Here is a 23,013-nt window from a genome sequence, read left to right on the forward strand (position 1 = left end):
TAGTGTGCCCCGGTGACCACGCATTCGAACACTCCTGCAGGTTGGTACCCGGATCCGCACGGAGCGTCCCAGACGCTCCGGTACTGGGACGGCTCGCAGTGGACCGAGCACACGAATGCGGACCAGCAGGCCCCGGCCGGACAGCAGGTTCCGCAGCAGGCACAGCAGCCGTACGGACAGCCGGCGGCGGCCCCCGACCCCCGCGTGCAGAAGCAGGTGCACCAGCAGGCCGGAGTCGCGTCCGGCGGTGCCGGTGGCGGCACCCTGTTCACCGAGCCCGTCCTGGTGGTGAACCAGAAGGCGAAGCTGATCGAGCTGACCAACGAGTACAAGGTCATGGACCAGCAGGGCAACCAGCTCGGCGCGGTCGTCGAGGTCGGTCAGAGCGGGCTGAAGAAGGCGCTTCGCTTCGTCTCCAGCGTCGACCAGTACATGACGCACAAGCTGGAGATCCGTGACGCCCACGGGCAGCCGGTGCTGCGGCTCACGCGTCCCGCGAAGTTCATCAAGTCGCGGGTGATCGTGGAGCGTCCGGACGGGCAGCCGGTCGGCGAGATCGTGCAGCAGAACATGATCGGGAAGATCAACTTCGCGATCAACGTCAACGGCCAGCAGGTCGGCGCCATCAAGGCGGAGAACTGGCGCGCCTGGAACTTCGCCATCGTCGACCACAGCGGCAACGAGGTCGCCCGGATCACCAAGACCTGGGAAGGCCTCGCCAAGACGATGTTCACCACGGCGGACAACTACGTCCTGCAGATCCACTACCAGCTTCCCGAGCCGCTGCTCAGCCTCGTCATCGCGACGGCGCTGACCGTGGACACCGCGCTCAAGCAGGACTCCCGCGGGCTCGGCTGACCTGGCGCGTACGAGGAAGGGCGGCCGCGGATCTCTCCGCGGCCGCCCTTCCTCGTCGTGTCCTTCTCACAGGGGCGTCAGATGCCCCGGGTTCGTCCGTTTCCCTGGGTCCGGCTGGTTCGGGATCAACGAGGGCGCGTACTTGGCGGCCTCGGCCTCCAGCGCCAGCACCGCGGCGACCGGGTGCTCGTCGTCCTCGAAGGGCTCGGGCGCGGCGGTGGGAACGGGCTCCGGCGCCGAGCGCGACAGCGTCACCACGCCCCAGGCCGCCACTCCCGCGCCGAACGCCGCGAGCAGCAGGCCCGCAGGGCCTCCCTGGAGCTGCTCCCCGAGCAGGGAGAGGCCTATCGCCGCGGCGGCGACCGGATTGGCGAGTGTCACGACGGCCAGAGGAGCGCCGAGTCCACCCCGGTAGGCGGTCTGCGACAGGAGCAGTCCGGCGGTCGCGAAGGCCGCGACGAGCAGCGCCACCACGATGACCTGGACGCTGAGGATCGGTCCTGACCGGTCGGTCACGGCCACCGTCACCGTCTGGGTGAGCGCCGATGCGACACCCGAGGCGAACCCGGAGGCGGTCGCGTGCCGCAGCCCCGGCCGGGTGCCGGGTCGCGACAGGACGCCGATCGCCATGGAGGTGGCGGCGGCCACGGCCAGCGCCTGCGGCACGCTCAGCACGTCGTCGGGCGCCGGCCCGGACGCCGTGACCAGCAGTGCGGACAGCCCGACCAGGGTGAGCGCGGTACCGCGCCACTCGACCGCGCTGACCCGACGCCCGGCCACCCGCGCGCCGAGCGGCACCGCGGCCACCAGCGTGAGCGCGCCGAGCGGCTGCACCAGCGTGAGCGTCCCGTATTTGAGGGCGGCGACGTGCAGCAGCGCGGCGGACGCGTTCAGCGCGACCGACCACCACCACGCGGTGTTGCCGAGCATGCTCAGGACGCCCGGTTCGGTGGTCCGGGAGGCGAGCCGTTCCTGTGCCACGGCCGCGGCGGCATAGGCGACGGCCGAGAACAGGGACAGTACGACGGCGGCGAGAGTGGCGTTCATCGTCCTGCCCCCACGAGCTCCGGTACGGACTCCTTGATGTCTCCCGCGGTGGCGCGCTCCTGCGCGCGCCCGGCCGTCGTCTCGGTCCGGTGCGGAAGGTGGATCACGGCCAGGGCGACCCCGAGCAGCGCGGCCGCAGCTATGGAGTCGAGCCAGTAGTGGTTCGCGGTGCCGACGATCACCACCAGGGTGATCAGCGGGTGCAGCAGCCACAGCCAGCGCAGGCGGGAGCGGGTCGCGGCGATCAGGCCGATCGCCACCATCAGCGCCCAGCCGAAGTGCAGTGAGGGCATCGCCGCGAACTGGTTCGCCATCTGGTCGGTGGCCGGGTGCGCTCCGTACACCGTGGGCCCGTACACCTGGCCGGTGTCCACCAGGCCCGCGGCGGCGAGCAGCCGGGGCGGCGCGAGCGGGAAGGTGAGATGCAGCACCAGGGCGGCGGAGGTGATCACGGCCAGGACCCGGCGCGCCCACACGTAGTGGACCGGGCGGCGCAGGTACATCCAGACCAGGAAGGCCGCCGTGACCGGGAAGTGGACGGTCGCGTAGTAGGCGTTCGCGATGTGCACCAGGGTGTCGCTGTGCAGCAGCGCGCCCTGTACGGCGCCCTCGCCCGGCAGGTGCAGGGTCCGTTCCCAGTCCCAGACGTGTCCGGCGTTGCGGAAGGCCTCGGCCGTGTGTCCGGTGGCCAGTTGCCGGCCGACCTTGTAGACGACGAAGAGTCCTGTGACGAGCAGGAGTTCACGGACGAGCGGTGGCCGCGCGGCGGTGTCGCGCCGCGACGGCCGCCGTACGGCCGCGGCGGGCTCCGGTTCTGCAGGCTCGGTTCGGGAATCCATCCCCCGGCCCCTTTGCTGACGTTCTTATGTGAGGTGGTGCGCGGTGAGCCCAGGACAGGCTCCACTCGGCGTCTGTTCGACGGAGGGGTGGATCCTGACCAAGGCTCATCGATACGACAGTGTACCGATACGCCAGTGTACCGATACCAATGCGTTCCGGTACACTGGCGTATCGATTAGACTCTGTGAAACGGACCACCCGCACGAGCGAGGAGAAGACCCATGACGTCGCAGGCCGCGGAGGGACCGGAGTCGGTCATCGCCTCGCGCCGCTCCAAGATCACGCCCGAGCGTGAGCAGGAGTTCTACGACGCCGTGCTCGAACAGATCCGAACGTGCGGATACGACGCGTTCTCCATGGAGGGCGTGGCGGCGAGCACACGCTGCAGCAAATCCACGCTGTACCGGCAGTGGAAGACGAAGCCCCAGTTCGTGGCCGCCGCGCTGCGCGCCAACCAGTGTCCGCGGTTCTCGGGAATCGACACGGGCTCGCTCGCCGGCGATCTGCGCGCGATGGCACGGGCCGCCGGGGACTGGTCGGGCCGCGACACCCAGCTGCTCCAGGCACTCGGCCACGCCGTGCTGCAGGACAAGGAACTGCGGGAGGCCCTGCGCGAGGCCCTCATCGAGCCGGAGATCAGCGCCGTCAAGGAGATCATCGCCCGCGGGGTGGCCCGGGGCGAGATCCCCGCGGACCACCCGGCGCTGGAGTTCATCCCGGCGCAGCTGTTCGGTGTGGTGCGAGTGCGCCCGGTTCTTGAGGGTGAGTACGCGGATGCGGCGTATCTCACACAGTTCGTGGAGGCCGTGGTGATTCCGGCACTGGGCCTGACCTGAGACCCAGGCCGCCGTCCGCGGGATGACCGGACGTCGGCCTGCTCGCGCCGCACCGTGGGGACGGGGGCGGCGCGCACCCCCCGGCCGGGTGGGGCTCCTCTTGAGCGGAGAGGTGCTCCACCCGGCCGAACTGTGTCCGGGGGCGGGCGCGGGCGCCGCGGTCAGGCGTTCTGCCCGTTGCCGCCCACTCCGGCCGCCGGCTTGATGCCCTTGGTGATGTCGTCGATCACGGACTGCCGAGGGCCCTTGGAACCGGCGTCGACGCCGAAGCGGACGACGACCAGCGACTTGGGGTCGGCGGGGGAGGGGAGGACGAGCGATTCGACGTAGCCGTCGTCGCCCTTGCTGGTGACGACCTTCCAGCGGACGAGATAGCCCTTCTCGCCGGCCACGGTGACCGCCCGGGAGGCGAGTTCCGTGTGTGACGTGATCTTGCCGTACCCCTTGCCGTAGGACTCCTGGGCGTTCTTGGAGATGTCCTCCTTGGCCGCCGCCTCCGCCGTGGTCGACTTGATGCCCTGGTACTGCGCGGGCGCCGAGTAGGCGCCGCCCCGCTGACACTTCTGCGCGGTGTCGCCGGGACACTTGTAGGTGTCCTTGGTCGACAGCACCGCGCTCCCCATGCCGCTCTGGCCGGTCCAGTTGTCGGGCACCGGAATACTGATGCCGCTGTACGCGTCCGTGGCGTAGCCGTCCTCGGTCTGCGGAACCCCTGACCGGCCCGGCGCAGGGGTCTGCCCCTGGGAGCCGCCCGAGCCGCCGGGTGCGCCGCCCGGTCCGCCCTCCGGCCCGCCCGAGCCGCCGCCCTGTCCGCCGCCGAATCCGCCCTGGCCGTTCCGCCCGTCGGGTCCCTGGGCGCCGGCGCTGTTCCCGCCGTTGCCGTCGCTCTTGGTGAGGGCGTACACACCACCCCCGATGCCCACGAGGACCGCGAACGCGGCGGCGACGGCGATGCCGGTGCGCAGCCAGCTCCGCCGTGGCCCGGGGGGTGGGACCGGGTACGGTCCGGCGGCGGGCGGCTGTCCCGGGGACCCCAGGCGCCTGACCCGAGGGGGCGGGTCTGCTCCGTCCATGCCCTGCCGTCCCACCAGCGCTCGGTGGCGGGACTGTCACTTGTCTGCCCGGGGTCGGGATACCAGCCGGGGGGAGTCACCTGCGTCATGGACCCCACCGTATGAGCCCTGGGTGAAAGGCGGATGAGAGGGTACCGGTCCCACCGTCCGCGGAGACCGGAACCCCCGCCCGGGACGCGCCGGCGTGCGGCACCGTGCGGCGGCTGTGGGTCCGCCGCGCCGATCGCGCCGTACGACGTCCCGTGCGTCGGGCCGGCCACTCGCGCCCTCTCAACTCCCGTGCTTCGTATGGGATTTCCCTCGGGTCCGTACCGATTCCGCCGACGGGAGGGCGGACGGCACGCTGACAGCCGCCGACCGTCCGGGACCTCCCCGCCCCCGCTCGGCGTCCTGTCGCGCCGCCTTCCGGCGCGCGCCGTCACCCGTCTCGGCAACAGGCGCCCGGACCCCCCTCCGTATCGGCTCGGGGACGGCTAGGCTCGATGTCTGTACGTCGTCCGTGCGGCCTGGGGAGGTAGCGGTATGACGCAGGCGCGGCCGGGACCGGCGGCCTCCGCCTTCCTCTGGGAGCGCGAGACGGAGATCGCGGACGTCGCACAGGCCGTGGACGCACTGCGCGCGGACGCCTCGTCCTCGGGCAGTCTGCTGGTGTTCGGCGGCGAGGCGGGCATCGGCAAGACCGCCCTGCTCGCGGAGGCCCGCAGGACGGCCGAGGCCAAGGGCTGCACGGTCTGGTCGGCCCGCGGCGGCGAGACCGTCACCTCCGTCCCCTTCAACGTCATACGGCAGCTCCTCCAGCCGGCCATCGTCTCGCTGATGCCGGAGGAGGCCCGCGAATACCTGGGTGACTGGTACGACATCGCCGGCCCCGCTCTCGGCATCGCCGAGCCGGGTGACCGCCAGGCCGACCCGCAGGGCGTGTGCGACGGACTGGTCGCGGCCGTGCGGCGGCTGGCCAAGCGCGAGTGGCCGCTCGTCCTGATGGTCGACGACGCGCACTGGGCCGACCTGGAGACCCTGCGCTGGCTGGCCGCGTTCGCCGAGCGCCTCGACGACCTGCCCGTCCTCGTCGTGGTCGCCCGCCGCCCCGGCGAGGTCACCGGCGAGCGGGCCCGCCACCTCGACGCCGTCGCCGCCGCGGCCCGCCCGATCGTCACCCTCAGCGCGCTGACCCCCGACGCCACCGCGGGACTGACCCGCGCCACGCTCGGCGGCCACGCGGACGCCCCGTTCTGCCGCGAGGTGTGGGCGGTCACCGGCGGCAACCCCTACGAGACCGTCGAACTCCTCGCCAAGGTGCAGGACACCGAGCTGGAACCGGTCGAGGCGTCGGCCGCCGAACTGCGCGCCCTGAACCGCTCGGCGCGTGGCCGCGGACTCGTCGCCCGCCTCGAAGGGCTCGGCATCGACGCCACCCGCTTCGCCTGGGCGGCCGCGATACTCGGCACGGGCATCTCCCTCGACCTCGCCGCCCAGCTCGCCGGAATGCCGCTCGACGAGGCCGAGCGCTGCGCCGACCTGCTCGGCGCGGCCCGCATCCTCACCGACGTCGAACCCACGAGCAGCCAACTGACCGGCAGTGAGCTGGAGTTCGTGCACCCACTGATCGCCAGCGCCGTCTACCGCTCGATCCCCGACGCGTTACGCACCGCGATGCACGGCCAGGCCGCCTGGGCGGTCACCGAGTCGGGCCGCGGCGCCGCGGCCGCCTCCCGCCACCTCCTCGAAGTGCACCCGGACGACGACCCCGAGCTCGTCGAGCAGATGCGCGAGGCAGCCCGCGAACACCTGGCCGTCGGCGCGCCCGACGCGGCCCGCCGCTGTCTGGAGCGCGCACTGAGAGAGCCCCCGCTCCCCGAGGTCCACGCGCGCGTGCTCTACGAACTGGGCTGTGCCACCCTCCTGACCGCGCCCGCCACCACGATCGGCCATCTGCGCGCCGCGCTCGACCGGCCCGGCCTGGTGGGCGACCTGCGGGTGGACGCCGTCTTCCGCCTCTCCCAGGCACTGGTCCACAACAACCAGTTGGACGAGGCCGTGCGCACCGTCGACGCGGAGGCCGCCCGGCTCGACCCCGGCCCCGCCCGGATGCGGCTCCAGGCCGTGCACTACATGTGGGAGGGCATCCACGCGGGCGAGGACCACGTGCCGGGACGCTCCCGGGGGCTCGCCGAACTCGCCGGGACCTGCACCGGGCGCGACAACTCCGAGCGCGCCCTGCTCATACTGCGCGGCTTCGACGCGATGACCCGGGGCGAGAACGCCGAGGAGGTCGTGGAGCTCTGCGACCGGGCCCTCGTCAACGGCCGCCTGGCACCCGGACTCGGCTGGACCGACACCGAGTGGGGCCTCGAACTCCTCATGATGCTGGGCAGTTCGTACGCCTACGCGGACCGGCTCGACCGGGCCGAGAGCCTCTTCTCGGAGGCGCTGCGCTCGTACACGACCGCCGGCTGGAGCGGCGGCCATCTCTCCCTGGCACACGCCTTCGTCGGTCTCGCGCACCGCAGGCGGGGCCGTCTGAGGGACGCCGAGACCACCCTGCGCGAGTCGCTGTGCATCGCCGAGCGGGTCGGCCGCGGGCTGCCCCTGTACTGGTCCGCGACCTGCGGACTCGTCGACACACTGCTTGCCCGCGGCGACGTCCGGGAAGCCTGGGCGATCGCCGAGCAGTACGGTTTCGCACCGCCGTACCCGACCACGATCGTGCTGCCCGACACCCGCTCCGTACGCGGCCGGCTGCTGATCGCCGTCGGCCGGGTCAAGGACGGCATCAACGAACTGGAGGCCGCCGAGAAGGCCTCCGCGGTGCGGGGCCACCACAACACGGTGATGGCGCCCTGGTCGATCGACCTCGCCCGCGCGCTCGCCTCGGAGGATCCGGTACGGGCCGCCGCGCTGGCCGTCGACGCCCGGCGCCGGGCCGAGCGCTTCGGCACCGACACCGCCATCGGCGAGGCACTGCGCTGCGCGGCGGCCCTCGAGTCGGGCCAGCGTGCGGTGCGTCTGGCGGCGCAGGCCGTCGCCTATCTGGAGGCCTCGCCCTGCCAGTACGAACACGCGGCGGCCCGTGTCGAGTACGGCGTCGCGGCGCGCTCGGTCTCGGAGCTCAACAAGGGTCTGACGCTGGCGCGTTCGTGCGGGGCTGACGGACTGATCGCGAAGGCGGAGGAGGTTTTGGCGACGGGGCGGGGACTGCGGTAGGCCTCGGGCCGGCCGCCTGCCGAGGGGCCCGTACGCCACCGGCGCCGGGCTCACCGGACCGGCCGCCGGCGGTGGCAGGCGTCCGGCCGCGCGTCAGGGGTGGTCGCGAGGCAGGTGCGGTCGAGGCGTGTCATGCCCGCGGGGATCGCTCACGCGTCCCCGGAGGTCTCCGCCGCGTCGCGTTCGCCGTGTTCATCGCGTGCGTCACGTTCCTCGCCATCGGTCGCACCTGGCCCGTCGAGTTCGTCGAGCACCCGCTGGGCCACCGCGAACGCCGAATTGGCCGCCGGGACACCGCAGTAGACGGCTGTCTGGAGCAGCACGGCCCCGATCTGTTCGGAGGTCAGACCATTGCGGCGCGCCGCCCGGACGTGCATCGCCAGTTCGTCGAGGTGACCGTGTGCCACCAGCGCCGTCAGCGTGATCAGGCTGCGCTCGCGGCGCGACAGGGTCGGATCCGTCCAGATCTCCCCCCAGGCGTAGCGTGAGATGAAGTCCTGGAAGCGGGCGGTGAACGGGGTCTGCCGGGCCTGCGCGCGGTCCACGTGCGCGTCGCCGAGAACCTCGCGGCGTACCTCCATGCCGCGTGCCGGATACCCGTCGAAGTGCCCGCGCAGCGCGGCAGTCACGGCCTCCGGCCGCTCCGCGGGCGCCAGGTGCGAGGCACCCGCGATCTCGGTGAGCGAGGCGCCGGGCACCGCGTCCGCGATCTCCCGCAGATGCGCGGGCGGCGTCGCCGGGTCCTCGCGGCCGGCGACCAGCAGGGTCGGCGCGGTGATCGACGACAGGCGGTCGCGCAGGTCGAAGGCGGCGAGCGCGTCACAGCAGGCGGCGTACGCCTCCGGGTCCGCGGTCCGCTGGTCCTCGATCAGCCGCGGAACGCTGAAACCGGCCGTGAACCAACGGGAGTTGGCGCTCTCCGCGAGCGCGGCCAGGCCCTCCCGGCGTACCGTCCGCGCGCGCTCCTGCCAGGGCCCGGCGCCGTTGAAGTGGGCCGAGGAACAGATGACGGCGAGGGCGGCCACCCGGTCGGGGTGGTGCACGGCGAGGTGCAGACCGACCGCGCCGCCCAGTGAGACGCCCGCGTAGGCGAACCGGTCGACGCCGAGCGCGTCGGCGAGGGCGAGGACCAGTGCGGCGAGGTCGGCGACGGTCGCGCCTGGCCCGATCAGGTTCGCGGGGGAACCGCCGTGCCCCGGCAGGTCCCAGCGCACCACCCGGTGGGTGAGCGACAACTCGGGCGCGACCTCGTCCCACAGGGCGGTCGAGGTGCCGAGCGAGGGGCCGAGAAGAAGTGGGGGAGCGGTGGCGGCCCCCTCGGCGCGGTGGTACGGCAGCCTGTCTTCGGGCTGGGTCTTCAACGTCGCTCCAGAGCACGGTCGGTGAGGACTCCGGCGGAGCCCGTGTAGCGGGTCGGGTCGGTGAGATCCACCAGGTCGACGTCCTTGAGCCGCGGCTCCTCGCCCAGTACGTCCACGAGGGGACGGTCCTCGGCGACGGCCCGTTCGGCGGCCCGGGTCAGCAGTTCCCTGGCGCGGGCCCGTCCGAGCACGGGGGCGAGCTCGACGGCCAGCCGCTCGGAGACGATCAACCCATGGGTGAGGCCGAGGTGTTCACGCATGGCGTCCGCGTTCACCCGCAGCCCCTCGGCCAGGTCGGCCGCGCCACGGGCTGCGCCGCCGACCAGCCGCAGCAGCTCGCGCAACGGCTCCCACTCGGCGTGCCAGGCACCGGCCGGCCGCTCGTCCTCGGCGGTCATCGACGCGTACAGCGTGGCGGCGAGCCCCGGTGCGCGCCGGGCGGCGGCGGCGATCAGCGTGGCCGCCACCGGATTGGCCTTGTGCGGCATGGCGGACGAACCACCGCCGCTCCCCTCGGTGACCTCGGCGACCTCGGTACGGGAGAGGGTGAGCACGTCGGCGGCCGTCTTGCCGAGGGCTCCGGCCGTCAGGGCCAGTGCCCCGGCGAGGTCACCGATCGGGGTACGAAGGGTGTGCCACGGCAACGCCGGTTCCGCGAGGCCGAGTTCGCGAGCGTACGAGGCCACCAGGACCTGCGGGTCGTCGGCGCCGAACGCGGTGAACGCGGCCAAGGTCCCTGCTGCCCCGCCCAGTTGGGCGGGAAGACGCAGGGCCGCCAGCCGGTCCCGCGCGTCCAGGACCAGCGCGCGCCACCCCGCCGCCTTCAATCCGAAGGTCGTCGGCACCGCGTGCTGCGTCAGCGTCCGCCCGGGCAGCACCGTGTCCCGGTGGGTGGCGGCGAGGTCCCGCAGCGCCCGCGCGGTGCGCTCGAGGTCTTCCAGGACCGGCCGCAGCGTGCGCCGGGCCACCAGCATCATCGCGGTGTCCATGATGTCCTGGCTGGTCGCGCCCCGGTGGACGTACGGGCCGTACTCGGCGCCCACGGCCGCCGTCAGATCCGCGACCAGCGGGATCACCGGGTTGCCGCCCTCCCGGGCGCGCAGCGCGATCGACCGCGCGTCGAGGTCCGCGGCGGTGACGGCGGACAGGGCCGACGCGGCCGCGCCCGGCGCCAGAGCGAGTCCGGCCCAGGCACGCGTCAGCGCCGCCTCCGCGTCGATCAGCGCCTGTAGGAACGCCCGGTCCGAGGCCGAGGACGACGCGGGGGAGCCGGCCCGTCCGGGGGCGAGCAGACCGGCGTCGGGGTCGTCGGAGTCGCCGTGACCGCTCCGGTCGCCGGAGTCCTCACGAGGGTTCCGGTCGGCGGGATCGGTGAGATCGGCGGGGCCCGCGGGATCGGCCGGTTCGGCAGGTGTCACTGGAACTCCAGGAAGACCGTTTCGCCTTCGCCCTGAAGACGGATGTCGAAACGGTACGTGCGGTCCGGCCCCTTGGCCGCGATCAGCGTGGCGCGCCGGTCGGCCGGGAGCGAGTCGAGCAGCGGGTCCGCGCCGTCGGTGAGGTACGCGCGGGTGAAGAGGTGGTGCGTCAGACCGCGGGCGAACACGCACACACCGAGGTACGGCAGGCCGGCGTTGCCCGGCGGCAGCGTACGCAGGGCCCAGTGCCCGTCGGCGTCCGTTCCGACCCGCCCGAAGCCCGTGAAGCCGACGCCGTCGCGGCCGAGGAAACCGCCCGTCGAGGGGTCGCGGCGCATCGAGCCGGGGGCACCCGCCAGTGAGCCGTCGGGTGCCGCCTGCCAGAAGTCCAGGAGGGCGTCGGGTACCGGACTGCCCGCGCCGTCGGACACGTACCCGTGCACGGTGATCGTGTCGGGGTGCCCCGGGGGCGCCACCTGCTCGCCGCCGGGGAAGGGCAGCGCGTGGCCGTAGAAGGGGCCGATGGTGTGGGACGGGGTGGGGAGCAACCGCTCGGTCATGCTCAACGGCCTTCCTCGATCCAGGTGGCGGAGGGACCGTCGAGGACGATGTCCCATGCGTAGCCGAGCGAGAACCCGGGCTGGGAGAGCGCGTGGTCGTAGGCGGCGATCAGCCGGTCGCGGGCCGCCCCGTCCGTCACGGACCGCAGGATCGGGTCGTACGGGAAGAGCGGGTCGCCGGGGAAGTACATCTGCGTCACCAGGCGCTGGGTGAACGCGGTGCCGAAGACGGAGAAGTGGATGTGCGCGGGCCGCCACGCGTTGGTGTGGTTCCCCCACGGGTACGGTCCCGGTTTGATCGTGGTGAACCGGTACCGTCCCTGATCATCCGTCAGTGTCCGTCCCACGCCGGTGAAGTGGGGGTCGAGCGGCGCCGGATGTTGTTCGCGCAGGTGCGCGTAGCGGCCGGCCGCGTTGGCCTGCCAGATCTCGATGAGCTGGCCGCGGACCGGCCGCCCGTCGCGGTCCAGCACCCGGCCGGAGACGGTCATGCGCTCGCCGACCGGCTCGCCCCGGTGCTGCCGGGTCAGGTCGTTGTCGATCTCGGTGATGTCGGTGACGCCGAAGACCGGACCCGACAGCTCGACCGTCTCCGGGTCGCCGCCGCCGACCGCGACGAGCGGCTGGCGGGGGTGGCGGAGGAGGGAGCTGCGGTACGGGGGGTAGTCGCGCTCCGGATGGTGCCGGACCGGGGCGCCGCTTAAACGACCGCCTTGTCGTACGCGTCCTGGCGGTCCTTGATCTCGGTGTCGATGTCCGACTGGGTGAGGGCCATGCGGGGGCTTCCTGTCGTTCGGGGACGGGGGCGGGGACGGCGTCGACGACGTAGCCGGGCCTCATGACAGCTCCTGCGGGGTGTGCAGCCTGGCGCCGGTTCTGGCGGCGACCTCGCGTGCGGTGACGCCGGGCGCCGTCTCCACCAGGACGAGACCGTCCCGGGTGATGTCCAGGACGCCGAGGTCGGTGATGATCCGGTCGACACAGCCCTTGCCGGTGAGAGGCAGCGCGCACTCCTGAAGGATCTTCGGCGAGCCGTCCTTCGCGGTGTGGGTCATCACCACGATCACCGTCCGGGCTCCGTGCACCAGGTCCATCGCGCCGCCGATGCCCGTGATCATCTTTCCCGGTACCGCCCAGTTCGCCAGATCACCGCGCGCCGAGACCTGCATCGCGCCCAGCACGGCGACATCGATGTGCCCGCCGCGGATCATCGAGAACGACAGTGCCGAATCGAAGTAGGAGGCCCCGGGCAGGACGGTCACGGTCTCCTTGCCCGCGTTGATCAGATCCGGATCGACCTGGTCCTCGGTGGGGTAGGGGCCGGTGCCCAGGATCCCGTTCTCCGACTCCAGGACCACCTCCACACCCGCGGGCAGGTGGTTCGGGATCAGCGTCGGCAGCCCGATCCCCAGGTTCACGTACTGCCCGTCGCGCAGTTCACGCGCCGCACGCGCCGCCATCTCCTCGCGACTCCACGCCATCACGCACCCACCGATCGACCGGCCGCGGGACGGGAAACCGTCCGATTCTCGATCATTTTGGCGGTCGCCTGCTGCGGGGTGAGGGTGACGACGCGCTGCACGAAGACGCCGGGCAGATGCACCGCGTCCGGATCGATCTCCCCCGGCTCGACCAGCTCCTCGACCTCGGCGACCGTCACCCGCCCGGCCGTCGCGGCCAGCGGATTGAAGTTGCGGGCGGACTTGTTGAACACCAGATTCCCGTGCCGGTCCCCTTTCGCGGCCCGCACCAGGGCGAAATCCGTACGGATCCCGCGCTCCAGCACGTACTCGGCCCCGTCGAAGACGCGGACCTCCTTCGGCGGTGAGACCACCGCCACCCCGCCCGGCCGTCGTAGCGCCACGGCAGTCCGCCGTCCGCGACCTGCGTACCCACCCCCGCCGGAGTGAAGAACGCCGGGATCCCCGCCCCGCCCGCCCGCAGCCGCTCCGCGAGCGTCCCCTGCGGGATCAGCTCCACCTCCAGCTCCCCGGCCAGGTACTGCCGGGCGAACTCCTTGTTCGCCCCGATGTAGGAGCCCGTCACCCGTGCGATCCGCCCGGCCGCCAGGAGCACCGCGAGGCCCGACTCCATCGCCCCGCAGTTGTTGGAGACCACTCCCAGACCGGTGGTCCCGCGCTCGAACAGGGCCTGGATCAGCACATTCGGTACGCCGCTCAGTCCGAACCCGCCCACCGCGAGCCGCGCGCCGTCCGGCACATCGGCCACCGCCTCCGCGGCCGTGGCGACCACCTTGTCCATCCGTGAAGCCCTCTCTCTCCCGAGCGTCCCGAGTCGTCATCGAACAGGGCGCAAATAGTCAGGGCACTGAGTATCTCTCCAAGGTTCCATTTACGCTGCCACCCGGGCGTCCCGCCGTCAATACCCCGCCGGGAGCAGCATGATCAGGCTTGATCCGCGCGAAAGACAGGCCGGTGCGCGGACGGTATCGTTCAGTGCACATACCAAAAAATGCTGGGCAAACGACCGTGCCGACGATCCCTGGAGCGCATATGGCCGCGGTGGACCTCTCCACCCACCCCGGGCACCTGGCCCGGCGGCTGCAGCAGGCGCACTACCTGCTGTGGAACACGATGGTCTCCGAGGAGATCACCTCGCCGCAGTTCGCGGTCCTGAACGCGCTCGTCGCGGAGCCGGGGCTGGATCAGCGCACGGTGGGGGAGCGGGTGGGCCTGGACCGCTCCACCATCGCCGAGGTCGTCAGCCGGCTCGGCCGCCGGGGCCTGCTCGACAAGGTGCGCGACCCCCAGGACGGCCGGCGCTCGCTGCTGCGCCTGACGGACGAAGGGACGCGCACGCACCGCAGACTGACCGTGCGCACGGCACGGATGAACCAGATCTTCCTGGCCCCGCTCTCCGCCGAGGAGCAGACCGTGTTCTTCGATCTCCTCCGGCGGGTGTCGGATGCCGCGGAGGGGCTCCGCAATCCGGCGGAACCCCTTCCGGCCCCGTAGCGGGCCCGGCGGTGGGCCGTGTCGGGCGCCGCCCGGCACGGCCGCGCCGGACGCCGCCCGGCACAGCCCCCGTCGCGAGGCGCCTTCACGCTGCCGCGAAGACCACCCACACCTGGCCCGTCGCGAAGTTCATCGGCGCGCCGTCGTTCGTGGTGAACCGCGTGCCGTCCGTCGCGGCCGGCCGCTTCCAGTCGGCGTCGAAGACCCGGCCGTCGCGCAGCACCTTCGCCGTCCCCGAGCCGACCGTCTGCGTGAAGGGCGTGTTGTTGCCGAGGACGTCGTGGTACTTCGACTCGCGCAGCTTCACGTACTGCACGACGACGGTCGCCGCAGCCACCCTCTTGCCGTCCGTCGTGACCGTCGGCGTCCCGTCCGTCGACACCAGCCAGCGGTGCGTGCTCGCGGACCAGGAGAAGGTGAAGCGGGCGGCCGGGAACCGCACCGTCCGGGACGTCTCCGGACTGCCGCCCGCGGGGGCCGCCCCGAAGCGGAACCCGGTGGTGAGGGCGGCGGCGCCGGGGGCCGACCCCAGCAGTCGGCCGGGCCGCACATAGAGATTGTGGGGGGCGGGCTTGGCGGTGCCGCGGTAGTAGGCGTCGGCGTTCCGCTCGGGCGGTTCCGGCCGCAGCGGGGCCTTGTCGATGACCGGCAGCAGTTTGTGCTGGGCGCCCGAGAACGCGAGCGTCGGCTCGTCGAACTGGCGCAGCAGCTCCAGGTCGGACTCGCGTGCGCTGCGCACCGGTCCGACTGCCTTCGGCAGCTGGGTCGCGTAGATGGCCATCAGCCGGCTCAGGCCGCCCTCGACCTGTTCCGCGTACACGATGTCCGCCGCGTCGAGGCCCGTCTGGGGGCGGGCCGCACTCACGTTGTCGATCTTCACGGCGAGGAGGGAGCCGACGCTGTCGGCACTGGCGCGACCAGGAGTCGGCTCCGGTGACTGGCTCAGGCCGGGAGTCCGGGCGCGTCCGTCGGCGTGCGCGCCGCCGCCCGAGGCGCAGCCCGCCATCAAGGGGCCCGTCGCCGCGACCGTCAGCAGCGCCGCGGCCACCGCGCCGCGCCGTATCAGTGCCTTCTGTCGCATGCCCACCGTGCCACCCCGTCCCGTGCCATCGATTATATGTTCATGGGTTCATCGGTGCTCATACCCGTTCTTTTCGAGGTCGTGCGCGGTGAGTGGATCGATCGGCGCGCTGATTGATCTACCGCGAATCCGAGGGCGAGGGCCGGACGGGACCGGGGGGCCGGTAGATCCAGTGGGATCGGAAGGGCCAGTGGGATCGGCGGGACCGGTGGGCGGGACGGGGCAAGGACCGGGCGGGGTCCGGAGAGACCCGGAGAGACCCGGAGGGGGGACCGGGTGCGTGGTCGTCAGTCCGGCGGCCCGAGGATCTCCGCGAGGTCGTACCCCACGGGCTCGTCCAACTGACCGTAGGTGCAGCTCTCGGCGGTCCGGTCCGGGCGCCAGCGGCGGAAGCGGGCCGTGTGGCGGAACCGTACGCCGTTCTCCATGTGGTCGTACGCCACCTCGGCCACCCGTTCCGGCCGCAGCGGTACCCAGGAGAGGTCCTTCTTCGCCGACCATCTGCTGGGCGCGCCCGGCAACCGCGCGGACTCCTGCGCCGACTCCCGCGACCAGGCCGCCCAGGGATGCCGCTCGATGTCCTCCATGCGCAGCGGCTCCAGCTCCGCCACCAGCTCGGCCCGCCGCTTCATGGGGAAGGCCGCGCTCACCCCCACGTGCTGGAGGACGCCCGCGTCGTCGTACAGCCCCAGCAGCAGGGAACCGACGATCGGGCCGCTCTTGTGGAAGCGGTACCCCGCCACGACGACGTCCGCGGTGCGCTCGTGCTTGATCTTGAACATGGCCCGCTCGTCCTGCCGGTACGGCGCGCTGAGCGGCTTGGCGATCACCCCGTCGAGCCCGGCGCCCTCGTACTGCTCGAACCACCGCTGCGCCACCTCCCGGTCGGTGGTCGCCGGTGCCAGATGGACCGGTGCGGTCGTCCCCGACAGCGCCGTCGTCAGCAGGGCACGCCGGTCGCCGAGCCCCACGTCGAGCAGTGACTCGTCGGCCAGCGCGAGCAGATCGAAGGCGACGAAGGAGGCGGGGGTCCTCTCCGCCAGCGTCCGCACCCGCGATTCGGCGGGGTGGATGCGCTCGGTGAGCGCGTCGAAGTCGAGCCGGCCGTCCCTGGCGATCACGATCTCGCCGTCCATCACACAACGCTCCGGCAGCCGCTCGCGCAGCGCCTCCACCAGCTCGGGGAAGTACCTGGTCAGCGTTTTGCCGGTGCGGCTGCCGAGCTCGACCTCGGCTCCGTCGCGGAACACGATCGCGCGGAACCCGTCCCACTTCGCCTCGTAGTGCATGTCCGGCGGGATCTTCGCCACGGACTTGGCGAGCATCGGCTTCACGGGCGGCATCACCGGCAGATCCATGCTTCGATTCTGCGGTGACACGGAGCGGTTCGCCCGGTGTGCGAGGCGGGCGGGGTGCGCCTACCGTGGCCCGCATGGGCGAAGCGGTGGAACTCGATGCAGCCGGCAGGACCGTACGTCTGTCCAGCCCGGACAAGATCTTCTTTCCGGAGCGCGGCTTCACGAAGCTGGACCTCGCCCAGTACTACCTCGCCGTCGGTGACGGCATCCTGCGCGCCCTGCGCAACCGCCCCACCACCCTGGAGCGCTACCCGGACGGAGTCGAGGGCGAGAACTTCTTCCAGAAGCGGGCGCCCAAGAACATGCCCGACTGGATCCCGACCGCCCACATCACCTTCCCCAGCGGGCGCAGTGCCGACGAGATGTGCCCCACCGAGGTGGCGGCCGTGCTCTGGGCCGCGCAGTACGGCACGCTCACCTTCCACCCGTGGCCGGTGCGCCGCGACGACGTCGACCGCCCGGACGAACTCCGCATCGACCTCGACCCGCAGCCCGGTACGGACTACGAGGACGCCGTGCGCGCCGCCCACGAACTGCGCGAGGTTCTCCACGAGTACGGGGACCTGCGCGGCTGGCCCAAGACCTCCGGCGGGCGCGGCCTGCACGTCTTCGTGCCGATCGCACCGCGCTGGACCTTCACCCAGGTGCGCCGCGCCGCCATCGCGGCCGGGCGTGAACTGGAGCGCAGGATGCCCGACCGGGTGACCACGGCCTGGTGGAAGGAGGAGCGGGGCGAAAAGATCTTCGTGGACTACAACCAGACGGCCAGGGACCGCACCATCGCCTCCGCCTATTCGGTACGTCCCAGCCCGCACGCCCCCGTCTCCGCGCCGCTGCGCTGGGAGGAGGTGGGGGAGGCCCGCCCCCGGGACTTCGACCTGGCGACCATGCCGAAGCGCTTCGCCGAACTCGGCGACGTGCACGCGGACATGGACGACCACGCCTACTCCCTCGAAGCGCTGCTGGAACTGGCCGCCCGCGACGAGCACGACCACGGCCTCGGGGATCTGCCGTATCCGCCCGAGTACCCGAAGATGCCGGGCGAGCCGAAGAGGGTGCAGCCGAGCCGGGCCAAGCGCGCGGAGGGCCAGGCGTAGACCGGTGGGCCGCCGGCGCGGGTGACGGGTGGCCGGCCGTTCCCGTCGGGCGGGCGCCGTCGGGCACGGCGTCTTGAGCGGCGTCTTCTTCGGCCGGGCACGGCGTCTTGAGCGCCGTTCCCTTCGATCGGCCACGGCGTCTCGAGTGCGGTTCCCATCGGCCGAGGGCGCCGGGCCCGGCGCCGGGAGCGCTCTCATCGAGTGCCTACCGGGGCTATCCTGATCGGCAACCGCCGAGGAGGAGCCCTGAGGTGACCGAGACAGCGTCGCGCCCCACACTGGAGGCCGTGGCCGCCAGGGCGGGCGTCTCCCGGGCCACCGCGTCGCGTGTGGTCAACGGCGGCGACGGAGTGCGCGAACCACTCGTCGAACGGGTCCGGCAGGCCGTCGAGGAACTCGGTTACGTTCCCAACCAGGCTGCCCGCAGCCTGGTCACCCGGCGCCACGACGCGGTCGCCGTCGTCATCGCCGAACCGGAGACCAGGGTCTTCGCCGACCCCTTCTTCGGTCTCCAGCTCCGCGGCATCAGCAAGGAGTTGACGGCGCACGACTCGCAGCTCGTCCTGCTGCTCACGGAGGGCCGTGACGACCACGCGCGGGTGGGCCGGTACCTCGCCGGTGGACACGTCGACGGCGCGCTCGTCTTCTCGCTGCACCTCGACGACCCGCTGCCCGAGCTGATCCACGGCGCGGGCGTGCCGACCGTGTTCGGCGGACGGCCCGGCTGGGGCGACGGCACCCGCGACGCCGCGGCCCCCGTGTACGTCGACAGCGACAACCGGGGCGGCGCCCGCGCGGCCGTACGCCACCTGGTCGCGCTGGGGCGTACCCGCGTCGCGCACATCACCGGCGCCCTCGACCAGACCTCCGCCGTCGACCGGCTCGACGGGTTCCGGGACGTCATGGCCGACGCCGATCCGCGGCTCGTGGTCGAGGGCGACTTCACGCCCGCGGGCGGCGAGCGCGCGATGCGCGAACTGCTGGAGCGCTGCCCCGACGTCGACGCGGTGTTCGCCGCGAACGATCTGACCGCCTCGGGAGCCCTGCGGGTGCTGCGCGAGCGGGGGCGGCGGGTGCCGGACGACGTCGCGGTGATCGGGTTCGACGACATGCTGCCGGTCGCGGAGCAGACGGATCCGCCGCTCACCACGGTCCGTCAGGACATAGAGGGGATGGGGCGGTTGATGGCCCGTCTGCTCCTGCGGGATCTCGACCGGCGTACGGCGAAGGAGAGCGCGGTGCGCGGCCCCTCCGACGTGATCCTGCCGACGACATTGGTACGACGGGCCTCCGCGTAGCCGGACCGCACGGGTGCCGGCGTCAGGACTGTGCGGCGACGCCGGGCTGCCGGGGGGCACGGGGCTGTGCGACGACGGGAACGGCGGGGTAAGCCACGGGGGTCGGGGACGGAGCGAGGAAGCAGGGGACGGAGCGACGGAAGCCGGTGAGTGGGCCGGCCGGCCCTTGGTGGGGCCGGCCGGCCCGTCCGCTCCCGGCGTCGCCGCGGCGGGGCTCAGCTCGGCCGCGGGGCGCTCTTGATCACCGCGAAGCGTGCCCCGTACGGGTCGGCGAGCTTGGCCATGCGGCCGACGCCCTCCAGATCCGTGGCGGGCATACGGACCGTGCCGCCCAGCTCCTGCGCTTTGGCGACGGTCGCGTCCGTGTCGGTCACCTCGAAGTACGGCAGCCAGTACGCACCGGACGCGGCCTCGGTCGGGTCGTCGGCCAGCGGGACGACGCCGCCGAACATGTCCGTCTCCTCGGCCCCGGCGGGATTGATACAGGTGTACGTGCCACCGGGGAACGGCGCGGCCGAGGTCTCCCAGCCGAACACCGAGTTGTAGAACGCGGCGGCCGCGGCGACGTCCGGGGTGTAGAGCTCGACCCAGCACAGCGAGCCGGGGTCGCCCGCCACGTCGACGCCCTTGGTCCGGGCCGGCTGCCAGAGGCCGAAGGGCACGCCCGCCCGGTCGGCCAGAATCGCCATGTGGCCCTCGCCCATGACATCCATGGGCAGGAAGACCGCATTGCCCCCGGCCTGCTCGGCGGCCTTGGTGGTGGCCTCCGCGTCGGGGGTCTGGAAGTACACCGTCCAGGAGGGCGGCCCCTGTTCGGAGGTGGTCTGCATGCCGCCCGCGACGGTCTTCCCGGCGAGCTGGAAGAAGCCGTAGCCGCCGGCGTCGGGCCCCGCCGACTGGAACCGCCAGTCGAAGAGGCCTCCGTAGAAGGAGGTGGCGCCCTCGATGTCGGGCGTGCCGATATCGAGCCAGTTCGGAGCGCCGGAAACAAAGCGGGTGGTGAGCATGAGTGCCCTCCTTTGAGGGGTCCCGTTGTCTGCTCTGCCGAGTCTTGCACCGCCCACTGACAATCGCTGCCGGGACGCGGGGCCGGCGCGGGCCGTGATGCGGGCGACCGCACCGGTCACCACGGGTGACCGGAGATGTTTGTATTGTTTTCACGGAGCCCGCGCGCCGCCGTGCCCCCGTGCCGTCGGTGGGAGCATCATCGGGGCCGCCGGAACGCTCGGAACGTGGCGTTGATCCGGCGTTGATCGAACGTTTTTCGATCCGGGGCAGGCTCTTCGGCATGCACACCGACACCATCATCCCGGCCGACTCCGACTGGCAGGAGCAGGCGCTGTGCGCGCAGACCGGGGCAGAGTTCTTCTTTCCCGAGCCGGGCAGCTCGGTGCGTGAGGCAAAGCGCATCTGCGGCATGTGCGAGATGCGCCCGGCCTGCCTCGAATACGCGCTGAACAACGACGAGCGTTTCGGCGTCTGGGGTGGCCTCTCCGAGAAGGAACGGCTCAGCCTCCGGCGCGCGGACCGACACTGACCGGGCGCCCTCGCGCGTACGGTTCCGACGTACCTCCACCCGTACTCCGACACACCCCGCACCCCCTTCGACGACACGTCTCGCGCCCTTCGGCGACCGTCTCACGGCCGGTGCGCCGTCATGCGGTACGGCGGCCCCGTAATCGATGCGCCGGCGCGGCCGGAGTGCGGTTAGGATCCGCTGGCGCACCCGGGCGTAGAGCAGAGGCAGACTCGCCGCCTTGCCAAGGCGGATACGCCGGTTCGAATCCGGTCGTCCGGGCTGCGTCCGGTCGGCCGGGCCGGGGGAACGGGGCCCTGTAGAGCAGAGGCAGACTCGCCGCCCTCTCAAGGCGGATACGCCGGTTCGAATCCGGCCGGGGCCACAGGAGCGCGCACGCGGGGCGGGGACACATGGGTGAGGGCGGCGGGATCACACAGGACGAGCTGGCGGCGTTCCACCGTACGGTCGGCAGGCTGCGCGACCTGCCCGTCGACGACCCGGTGCGGCTGCGGGCGGAACAGGTCGCCGCGTCCTTCGCGCGCGAGGGGCGGCTGCGCAGGCGCAAGGCGCGCGGCGCCGAGGCGTCCGCCACCGACGCGGCGGTGATGGCCGCGACCGCGACGGGCGCGCTCGACCGGCGGGAGGACGCGCCGCTCACACACCCCGGAGACGGCGCCACCGCGGGGGGCGTCTTCGTGAAATCCCGCACCTGCTACGTCTGCAAGACGCCTTATCGACAGGTCGATGCCTTCTACCACCGGCTGTGCCCGGACTGCGCGGCCGACAACACCGCCCGGCGCGCTCTCGCCACCGACCTCGGCGGGCGGCGCGCCCTGCTCACCGGAGGCCGGGTCAAGATCGGTTTCCAGCTGGCCCTGATGATGCTGCGCGACGGCGCCGAGCTCCTGGTCACCAGCCGCTTCCCGCACGACACGGCACGCCGCTTCCGCGCCGAACCGGGCAGCGCGAAATGGCTGGACCGGCTGACGGTGCTGGCGGTGGACCTGCGTGATCCGCGCCAGGTGCTGGGGCTGTGCGAGCAGTTGCGGCGGGAGGGCGAGCCGCTCGACATCCTGGTGAACAACGCCGCGCAGACGGTGCGGCGGCCCGTCGAGTCGTACGCCCTGCTGGCCGCCGGGGAGCGCGCCGGACTTCCCGAAGGCGCCCGGCAGGCGCCGGGGTTCACATCGATGCGCGCGCTGGGCAGCGGCCGTGCGGCGCTGCCCGCGGCCCTGCGGGAGGCCGACGAGGCCGGACTGCTGCCCGACCCCTCTCCGGAGAACTCCTGGTCGGCGCGGCTGGGCGACCTCGACCCGGCCGAGGTCCTGGAGACCCAGTTGGTCAACGCGCTCGCCCCGGCACTGCTCTGCGACAGGCTGCTGCCCCTGCTGCTCGCCTCGCCCCGTCCCCGTCGCTACGTCGTCAACGTGACAGCCGTGGAGGGCCGCTTCGCGGTGCGCAACAAGATGGCGGGCCACCCGCACACCAACATGGCCAAGGCCGCCCTGAACATGCTCACCCGGACCAGCGCGGCCGAACTGGCCGACCAGGGCGTGCACATGTGCGCGGTCGACACCGGCTGGATCACCGACGAGAACCCCGCTCCGAAGAAGGAACGGATGGCGGGCGCCGGGTTTCGCACCCCGCTGGACGTGGTGGACGGGGCGGCCCGGGTGTACGACCCCATCGTGCGGGGCGAGGCGGGCGCGCCGGTGTCCGGGGTGTTCCTCAAGGACTACCGGGAGGCGGAGTGGTGAGCGGGGCCGGTGCGCGGGGTGCGGCGCCGGGGCCGCGCCCGGAGTCGCGCCCGGAGCCGGGCCCGGAGCCGGGCCCGGAGCCGGGCCCGGAGCCGGGCCCGGAGTCGGAGCCTGTGCCGGAGTTCGCGGGCGTGCCGTCCGTCGTGCCGCGTCCCGCGGCCGAACTGGAGCCACTGCTCGACTGGTTGCGCGGTGGCCGCCCGGCGGGGGAGCGGCTGGACTTCACGGCGGGTACGGCGCTGCCCGACGGGCGCCTCGACCTGTGCAAGCAGGGGATCGGCCCGCGAGGCGCGGCGCTGATCGCCGACGCGCTCCGCGAGGGCGCCTCCCCGGTACGGCACTTGCTGCTCGGTACCGACGGGCTCGGCGACGAGGGGGCCGCCGCGGTGGCGGGCGGCGCGGAGGTCGAGACGCTGTATCTCGGCTGCAACGGGATCACCGCCGGCGGGGCCTGCCGGATCGCCGACAACCTGCGGGCCTCGCCGAGGGTCGTCACCGGCGTCTGGCTCAAGCGCAATCCGCTCGGCGGCGGGGGAGGGCGGGCGGCCGCCGAACTCGTCGAAGCCGCGCGGTCGCTGCGCACGCTGGACCTCGTGCAGACCGGGCTCGACGCGGCGGGCGCGGTCGTCCTCGCCGACGCCCTCCTCACCGCGGCGGAGAACGGCCGCCGTATCGAGCGGCTGTTCGTCGGCGGCAATCCGCTGGGCGCGGCGGGCGCCGTACCGCTCTAA

The 23,013-nt window shown here is 72.7% G+C and carries 18 protein-coding genes, 2 tRNA genes and 3 pseudogenes; 11 read left to right on the top strand and 12 right to left on the bottom strand.

The window, feature by feature from the left end; all coding sequences use genetic code 11:
• The first annotated feature begins 12 nt into the window (after positions 1 to 12).
• Positions 13 to 858, top strand: a complete 846-nt coding sequence (locus HEP85_RS32795) for a phospholipid scramblase-related protein (RefSeq protein ID WP_168531103.1) — start codon at positions 13 to 15, stop codon at positions 856 to 858.
• Positions 859 to 924: 66 nt separating this feature from the next.
• Here HEP85_RS32795 and HEP85_RS32800 read toward each other — a convergent pair whose 3' ends face one another.
• Together HEP85_RS32800 and HEP85_RS32805 are read right to left on the bottom strand one after the other, a co-directional pair.
• Positions 925 to 1,905 (bottom strand): DMT family transporter, encoded by a 981-nt coding sequence (locus tag HEP85_RS32800; protein WP_329291767.1) that lies wholly within the window; start codon positions 1,903 to 1,905, stop codon positions 925 to 927.
• Positions 1,902 to 2,744 (bottom strand): phosphatase PAP2 family protein, encoded by an 843-nt coding sequence (locus HEP85_RS32805; protein WP_168531104.1) that lies wholly within the window; start codon positions 2,742 to 2,744, stop codon positions 1,902 to 1,904. The genes HEP85_RS32800 and HEP85_RS32805 overlap by 4 nt, the downstream gene beginning before the upstream one ends.
• 222 nt (positions 2,745 to 2,966) lie before the next feature.
• Between HEP85_RS32805 and HEP85_RS32810 the strand changes: the two genes are divergently transcribed.
• Positions 2,967 to 3,581: a TetR/AcrR family transcriptional regulator gene (locus HEP85_RS32810; RefSeq protein ID WP_168531105.1), complete on the top strand. Its 615-nt coding sequence runs from the start codon at positions 2,967 to 2,969 to the stop codon at positions 3,579 to 3,581.
• Positions 3,582 to 3,742: 161 nt separating this feature from the next.
• On the opposite strand, the pseudogene HEP85_RS32815 reads toward HEP85_RS32810, so the two are convergent.
• Positions 3,743 to 4,743: pseudogene (locus HEP85_RS32815) on the bottom strand (DUF2510 domain-containing protein).
• A 433-nt stretch (positions 4,744 to 5,176) separates the two neighbouring features.
• On the opposite strand from HEP85_RS32815, the gene HEP85_RS32820 reads away from it, so the two are divergent.
• Positions 5,177 to 7,858, top strand: coding sequence for an AAA family ATPase (locus tag HEP85_RS32820; protein WP_168531106.1), 2,682 nt, complete (start codon positions 5,177 to 5,179; stop codon positions 7,856 to 7,858).
• A gap of 149 nt (positions 7,859 to 8,007) precedes the next feature.
• On the opposite strand, the gene pcaD is transcribed toward HEP85_RS32820, so the two are convergent.
• The 6 genes and pseudogenes from pcaD to HEP85_RS32850 form a co-directional block, all read right to left on the bottom strand.
• Positions 8,008 to 9,219, bottom strand: coding sequence for a 3-oxoadipate enol-lactonase (pcaD, locus tag HEP85_RS32825; protein ID WP_168531107.1), 1,212 nt, complete (start codon positions 9,217 to 9,219; stop codon positions 8,008 to 8,010).
• Entirely contained in the window at positions 9,216 to 10,511 is a 1,296-nt protein-coding gene (gene pcaB / locus HEP85_RS32830; RefSeq protein WP_168534251.1) for a 3-carboxy-cis,cis-muconate cycloisomerase, read from the bottom strand. The genes pcaD and pcaB overlap by 4 nt, the downstream gene beginning before the upstream one ends.
• A 122-nt stretch (positions 10,512 to 10,633) precedes the next feature.
• Positions 10,634 to 11,197, bottom strand: coding sequence for a protocatechuate 3,4-dioxygenase subunit alpha (gene pcaG, locus HEP85_RS32835; protein ID WP_168531108.1), 564 nt, complete (start codon positions 11,195 to 11,197; stop codon positions 10,634 to 10,636).
• Positions 11,198 to 11,199: 2 nt separating this feature from the next.
• Positions 11,200 to 11,972, bottom strand: a pseudogene (gene pcaH / locus HEP85_RS32840) (protocatechuate 3,4-dioxygenase subunit beta).
• A gap of 61 nt (positions 11,973 to 12,033) precedes the next feature.
• Positions 12,034 to 12,678 (bottom strand): CoA transferase subunit B, encoded by a 645-nt coding sequence (locus HEP85_RS32845; protein WP_168534253.1) that lies wholly within the window; start codon positions 12,676 to 12,678, stop codon positions 12,034 to 12,036.
• Positions 12,678 to 13,459 (bottom strand): annotated as a pseudogene (locus tag HEP85_RS32850) (CoA transferase subunit A). The gene HEP85_RS32845 and the pseudogene HEP85_RS32850 overlap by 1 nt, the downstream one beginning before the upstream one ends.
• Positions 13,460 to 13,710: 251 nt before the next feature.
• Here HEP85_RS32850 and HEP85_RS32855 point away from each other — a divergent pair.
• Positions 13,711 to 14,172: a MarR family winged helix-turn-helix transcriptional regulator gene (locus HEP85_RS32855; RefSeq protein ID WP_168531111.1), complete on the top strand. Its 462-nt coding sequence runs from the start codon at positions 13,711 to 13,713 to the stop codon at positions 14,170 to 14,172.
• An 85-nt stretch (positions 14,173 to 14,257) separates the two neighbouring features.
• On the opposite strand, the gene HEP85_RS32860 is transcribed toward HEP85_RS32855, so the two are convergent.
• Complete coding sequence (locus tag HEP85_RS32860; protein WP_168531113.1) at positions 14,258 to 15,253, bottom strand: DUF3048 domain-containing protein; 996 nt, start codon at positions 15,251 to 15,253, stop codon at positions 14,258 to 14,260.
• A gap of 287 nt (positions 15,254 to 15,540) precedes the next feature.
• Positions 15,541 to 16,611 (bottom strand): ATP-dependent DNA ligase, encoded by a 1,071-nt coding sequence (locus tag HEP85_RS32865; protein WP_168531115.1) that lies wholly within the window; start codon positions 16,609 to 16,611, stop codon positions 15,541 to 15,543.
• A 74-nt stretch (positions 16,612 to 16,685) separates the two neighbouring features.
• Here HEP85_RS32865 and ligD point away from each other — a divergent pair, with 74 nt between their 5' ends.
• A complete protein-coding gene (ligD, locus tag HEP85_RS32870; protein ID WP_168531117.1) occupies positions 16,686 to 17,708 on the top strand; it encodes a non-homologous end-joining DNA ligase in 1,023 nt (340 codons plus the stop codon).
• A 251-nt stretch (positions 17,709 to 17,959) separates the two neighbouring features.
• Positions 17,960 to 19,006, top strand: coding sequence for a LacI family DNA-binding transcriptional regulator (locus HEP85_RS32875; protein WP_168531118.1), 1,047 nt, complete (start codon positions 17,960 to 17,962; stop codon positions 19,004 to 19,006).
• 215 nt (positions 19,007 to 19,221) lie between these two features.
• Here HEP85_RS32875 and HEP85_RS32880 read toward each other — a convergent pair whose 3' ends face one another.
• Positions 19,222 to 20,013 carry a VOC family protein gene (locus HEP85_RS32880; RefSeq protein ID WP_168531120.1) on the bottom strand — a complete coding sequence of 264 codons (792 nt, stop codon included), beginning with the start codon at positions 20,011 to 20,013 and terminating at the stop codon, positions 19,222 to 19,224.
• Positions 20,014 to 20,294: 281 nt separating this feature from the next.
• Here HEP85_RS32880 and HEP85_RS32885 point away from each other — a divergent pair, with 281 nt between their 5' ends.
• The 5 genes from HEP85_RS32885 to HEP85_RS32905 all read left to right on the top strand — a co-directional run bounded on the left by HEP85_RS32885 (position 20,295) and on the right by HEP85_RS32905 (position 23,013).
• Positions 20,295 to 20,543: a WhiB family transcriptional regulator gene (locus HEP85_RS32885; protein WP_168531122.1), complete on the top strand. Its 249-nt coding sequence runs from the start codon at positions 20,295 to 20,297 to the stop codon at positions 20,541 to 20,543.
• 189 nt (positions 20,544 to 20,732) lie between these two features.
• A tRNA-Gly gene (locus HEP85_RS32890) sits at positions 20,733 to 20,804 on the top strand.
• Positions 20,805 to 20,835: 31 nt separating this feature from the next.
• Positions 20,836 to 20,907: transfer RNA gene (locus HEP85_RS32895), tRNA-Glu, on the top strand.
• A 28-nt stretch (positions 20,908 to 20,935) separates the two neighbouring features.
• Positions 20,936 to 22,282: an SDR family NAD(P)-dependent oxidoreductase gene (locus tag HEP85_RS32900; RefSeq protein ID WP_168531124.1), complete on the top strand. Its 1,347-nt coding sequence runs from the start codon at positions 20,936 to 20,938 to the stop codon at positions 22,280 to 22,282.
• A 113-nt stretch (positions 22,283 to 22,395) separates the two neighbouring features.
• Positions 22,396 to 23,013, top strand: a complete 618-nt coding sequence (locus tag HEP85_RS32905) for a hypothetical protein (RefSeq protein ID WP_369657940.1) — start codon at positions 22,396 to 22,398, stop codon at positions 23,011 to 23,013.

This window comes from Streptomyces sp. RPA4-2 (genome assembly GCF_012273515.2).
GTDB lineage: Bacteria > Actinomycetota > Actinomycetes > Streptomycetales > Streptomycetaceae > Streptomyces > Streptomyces kaempferi.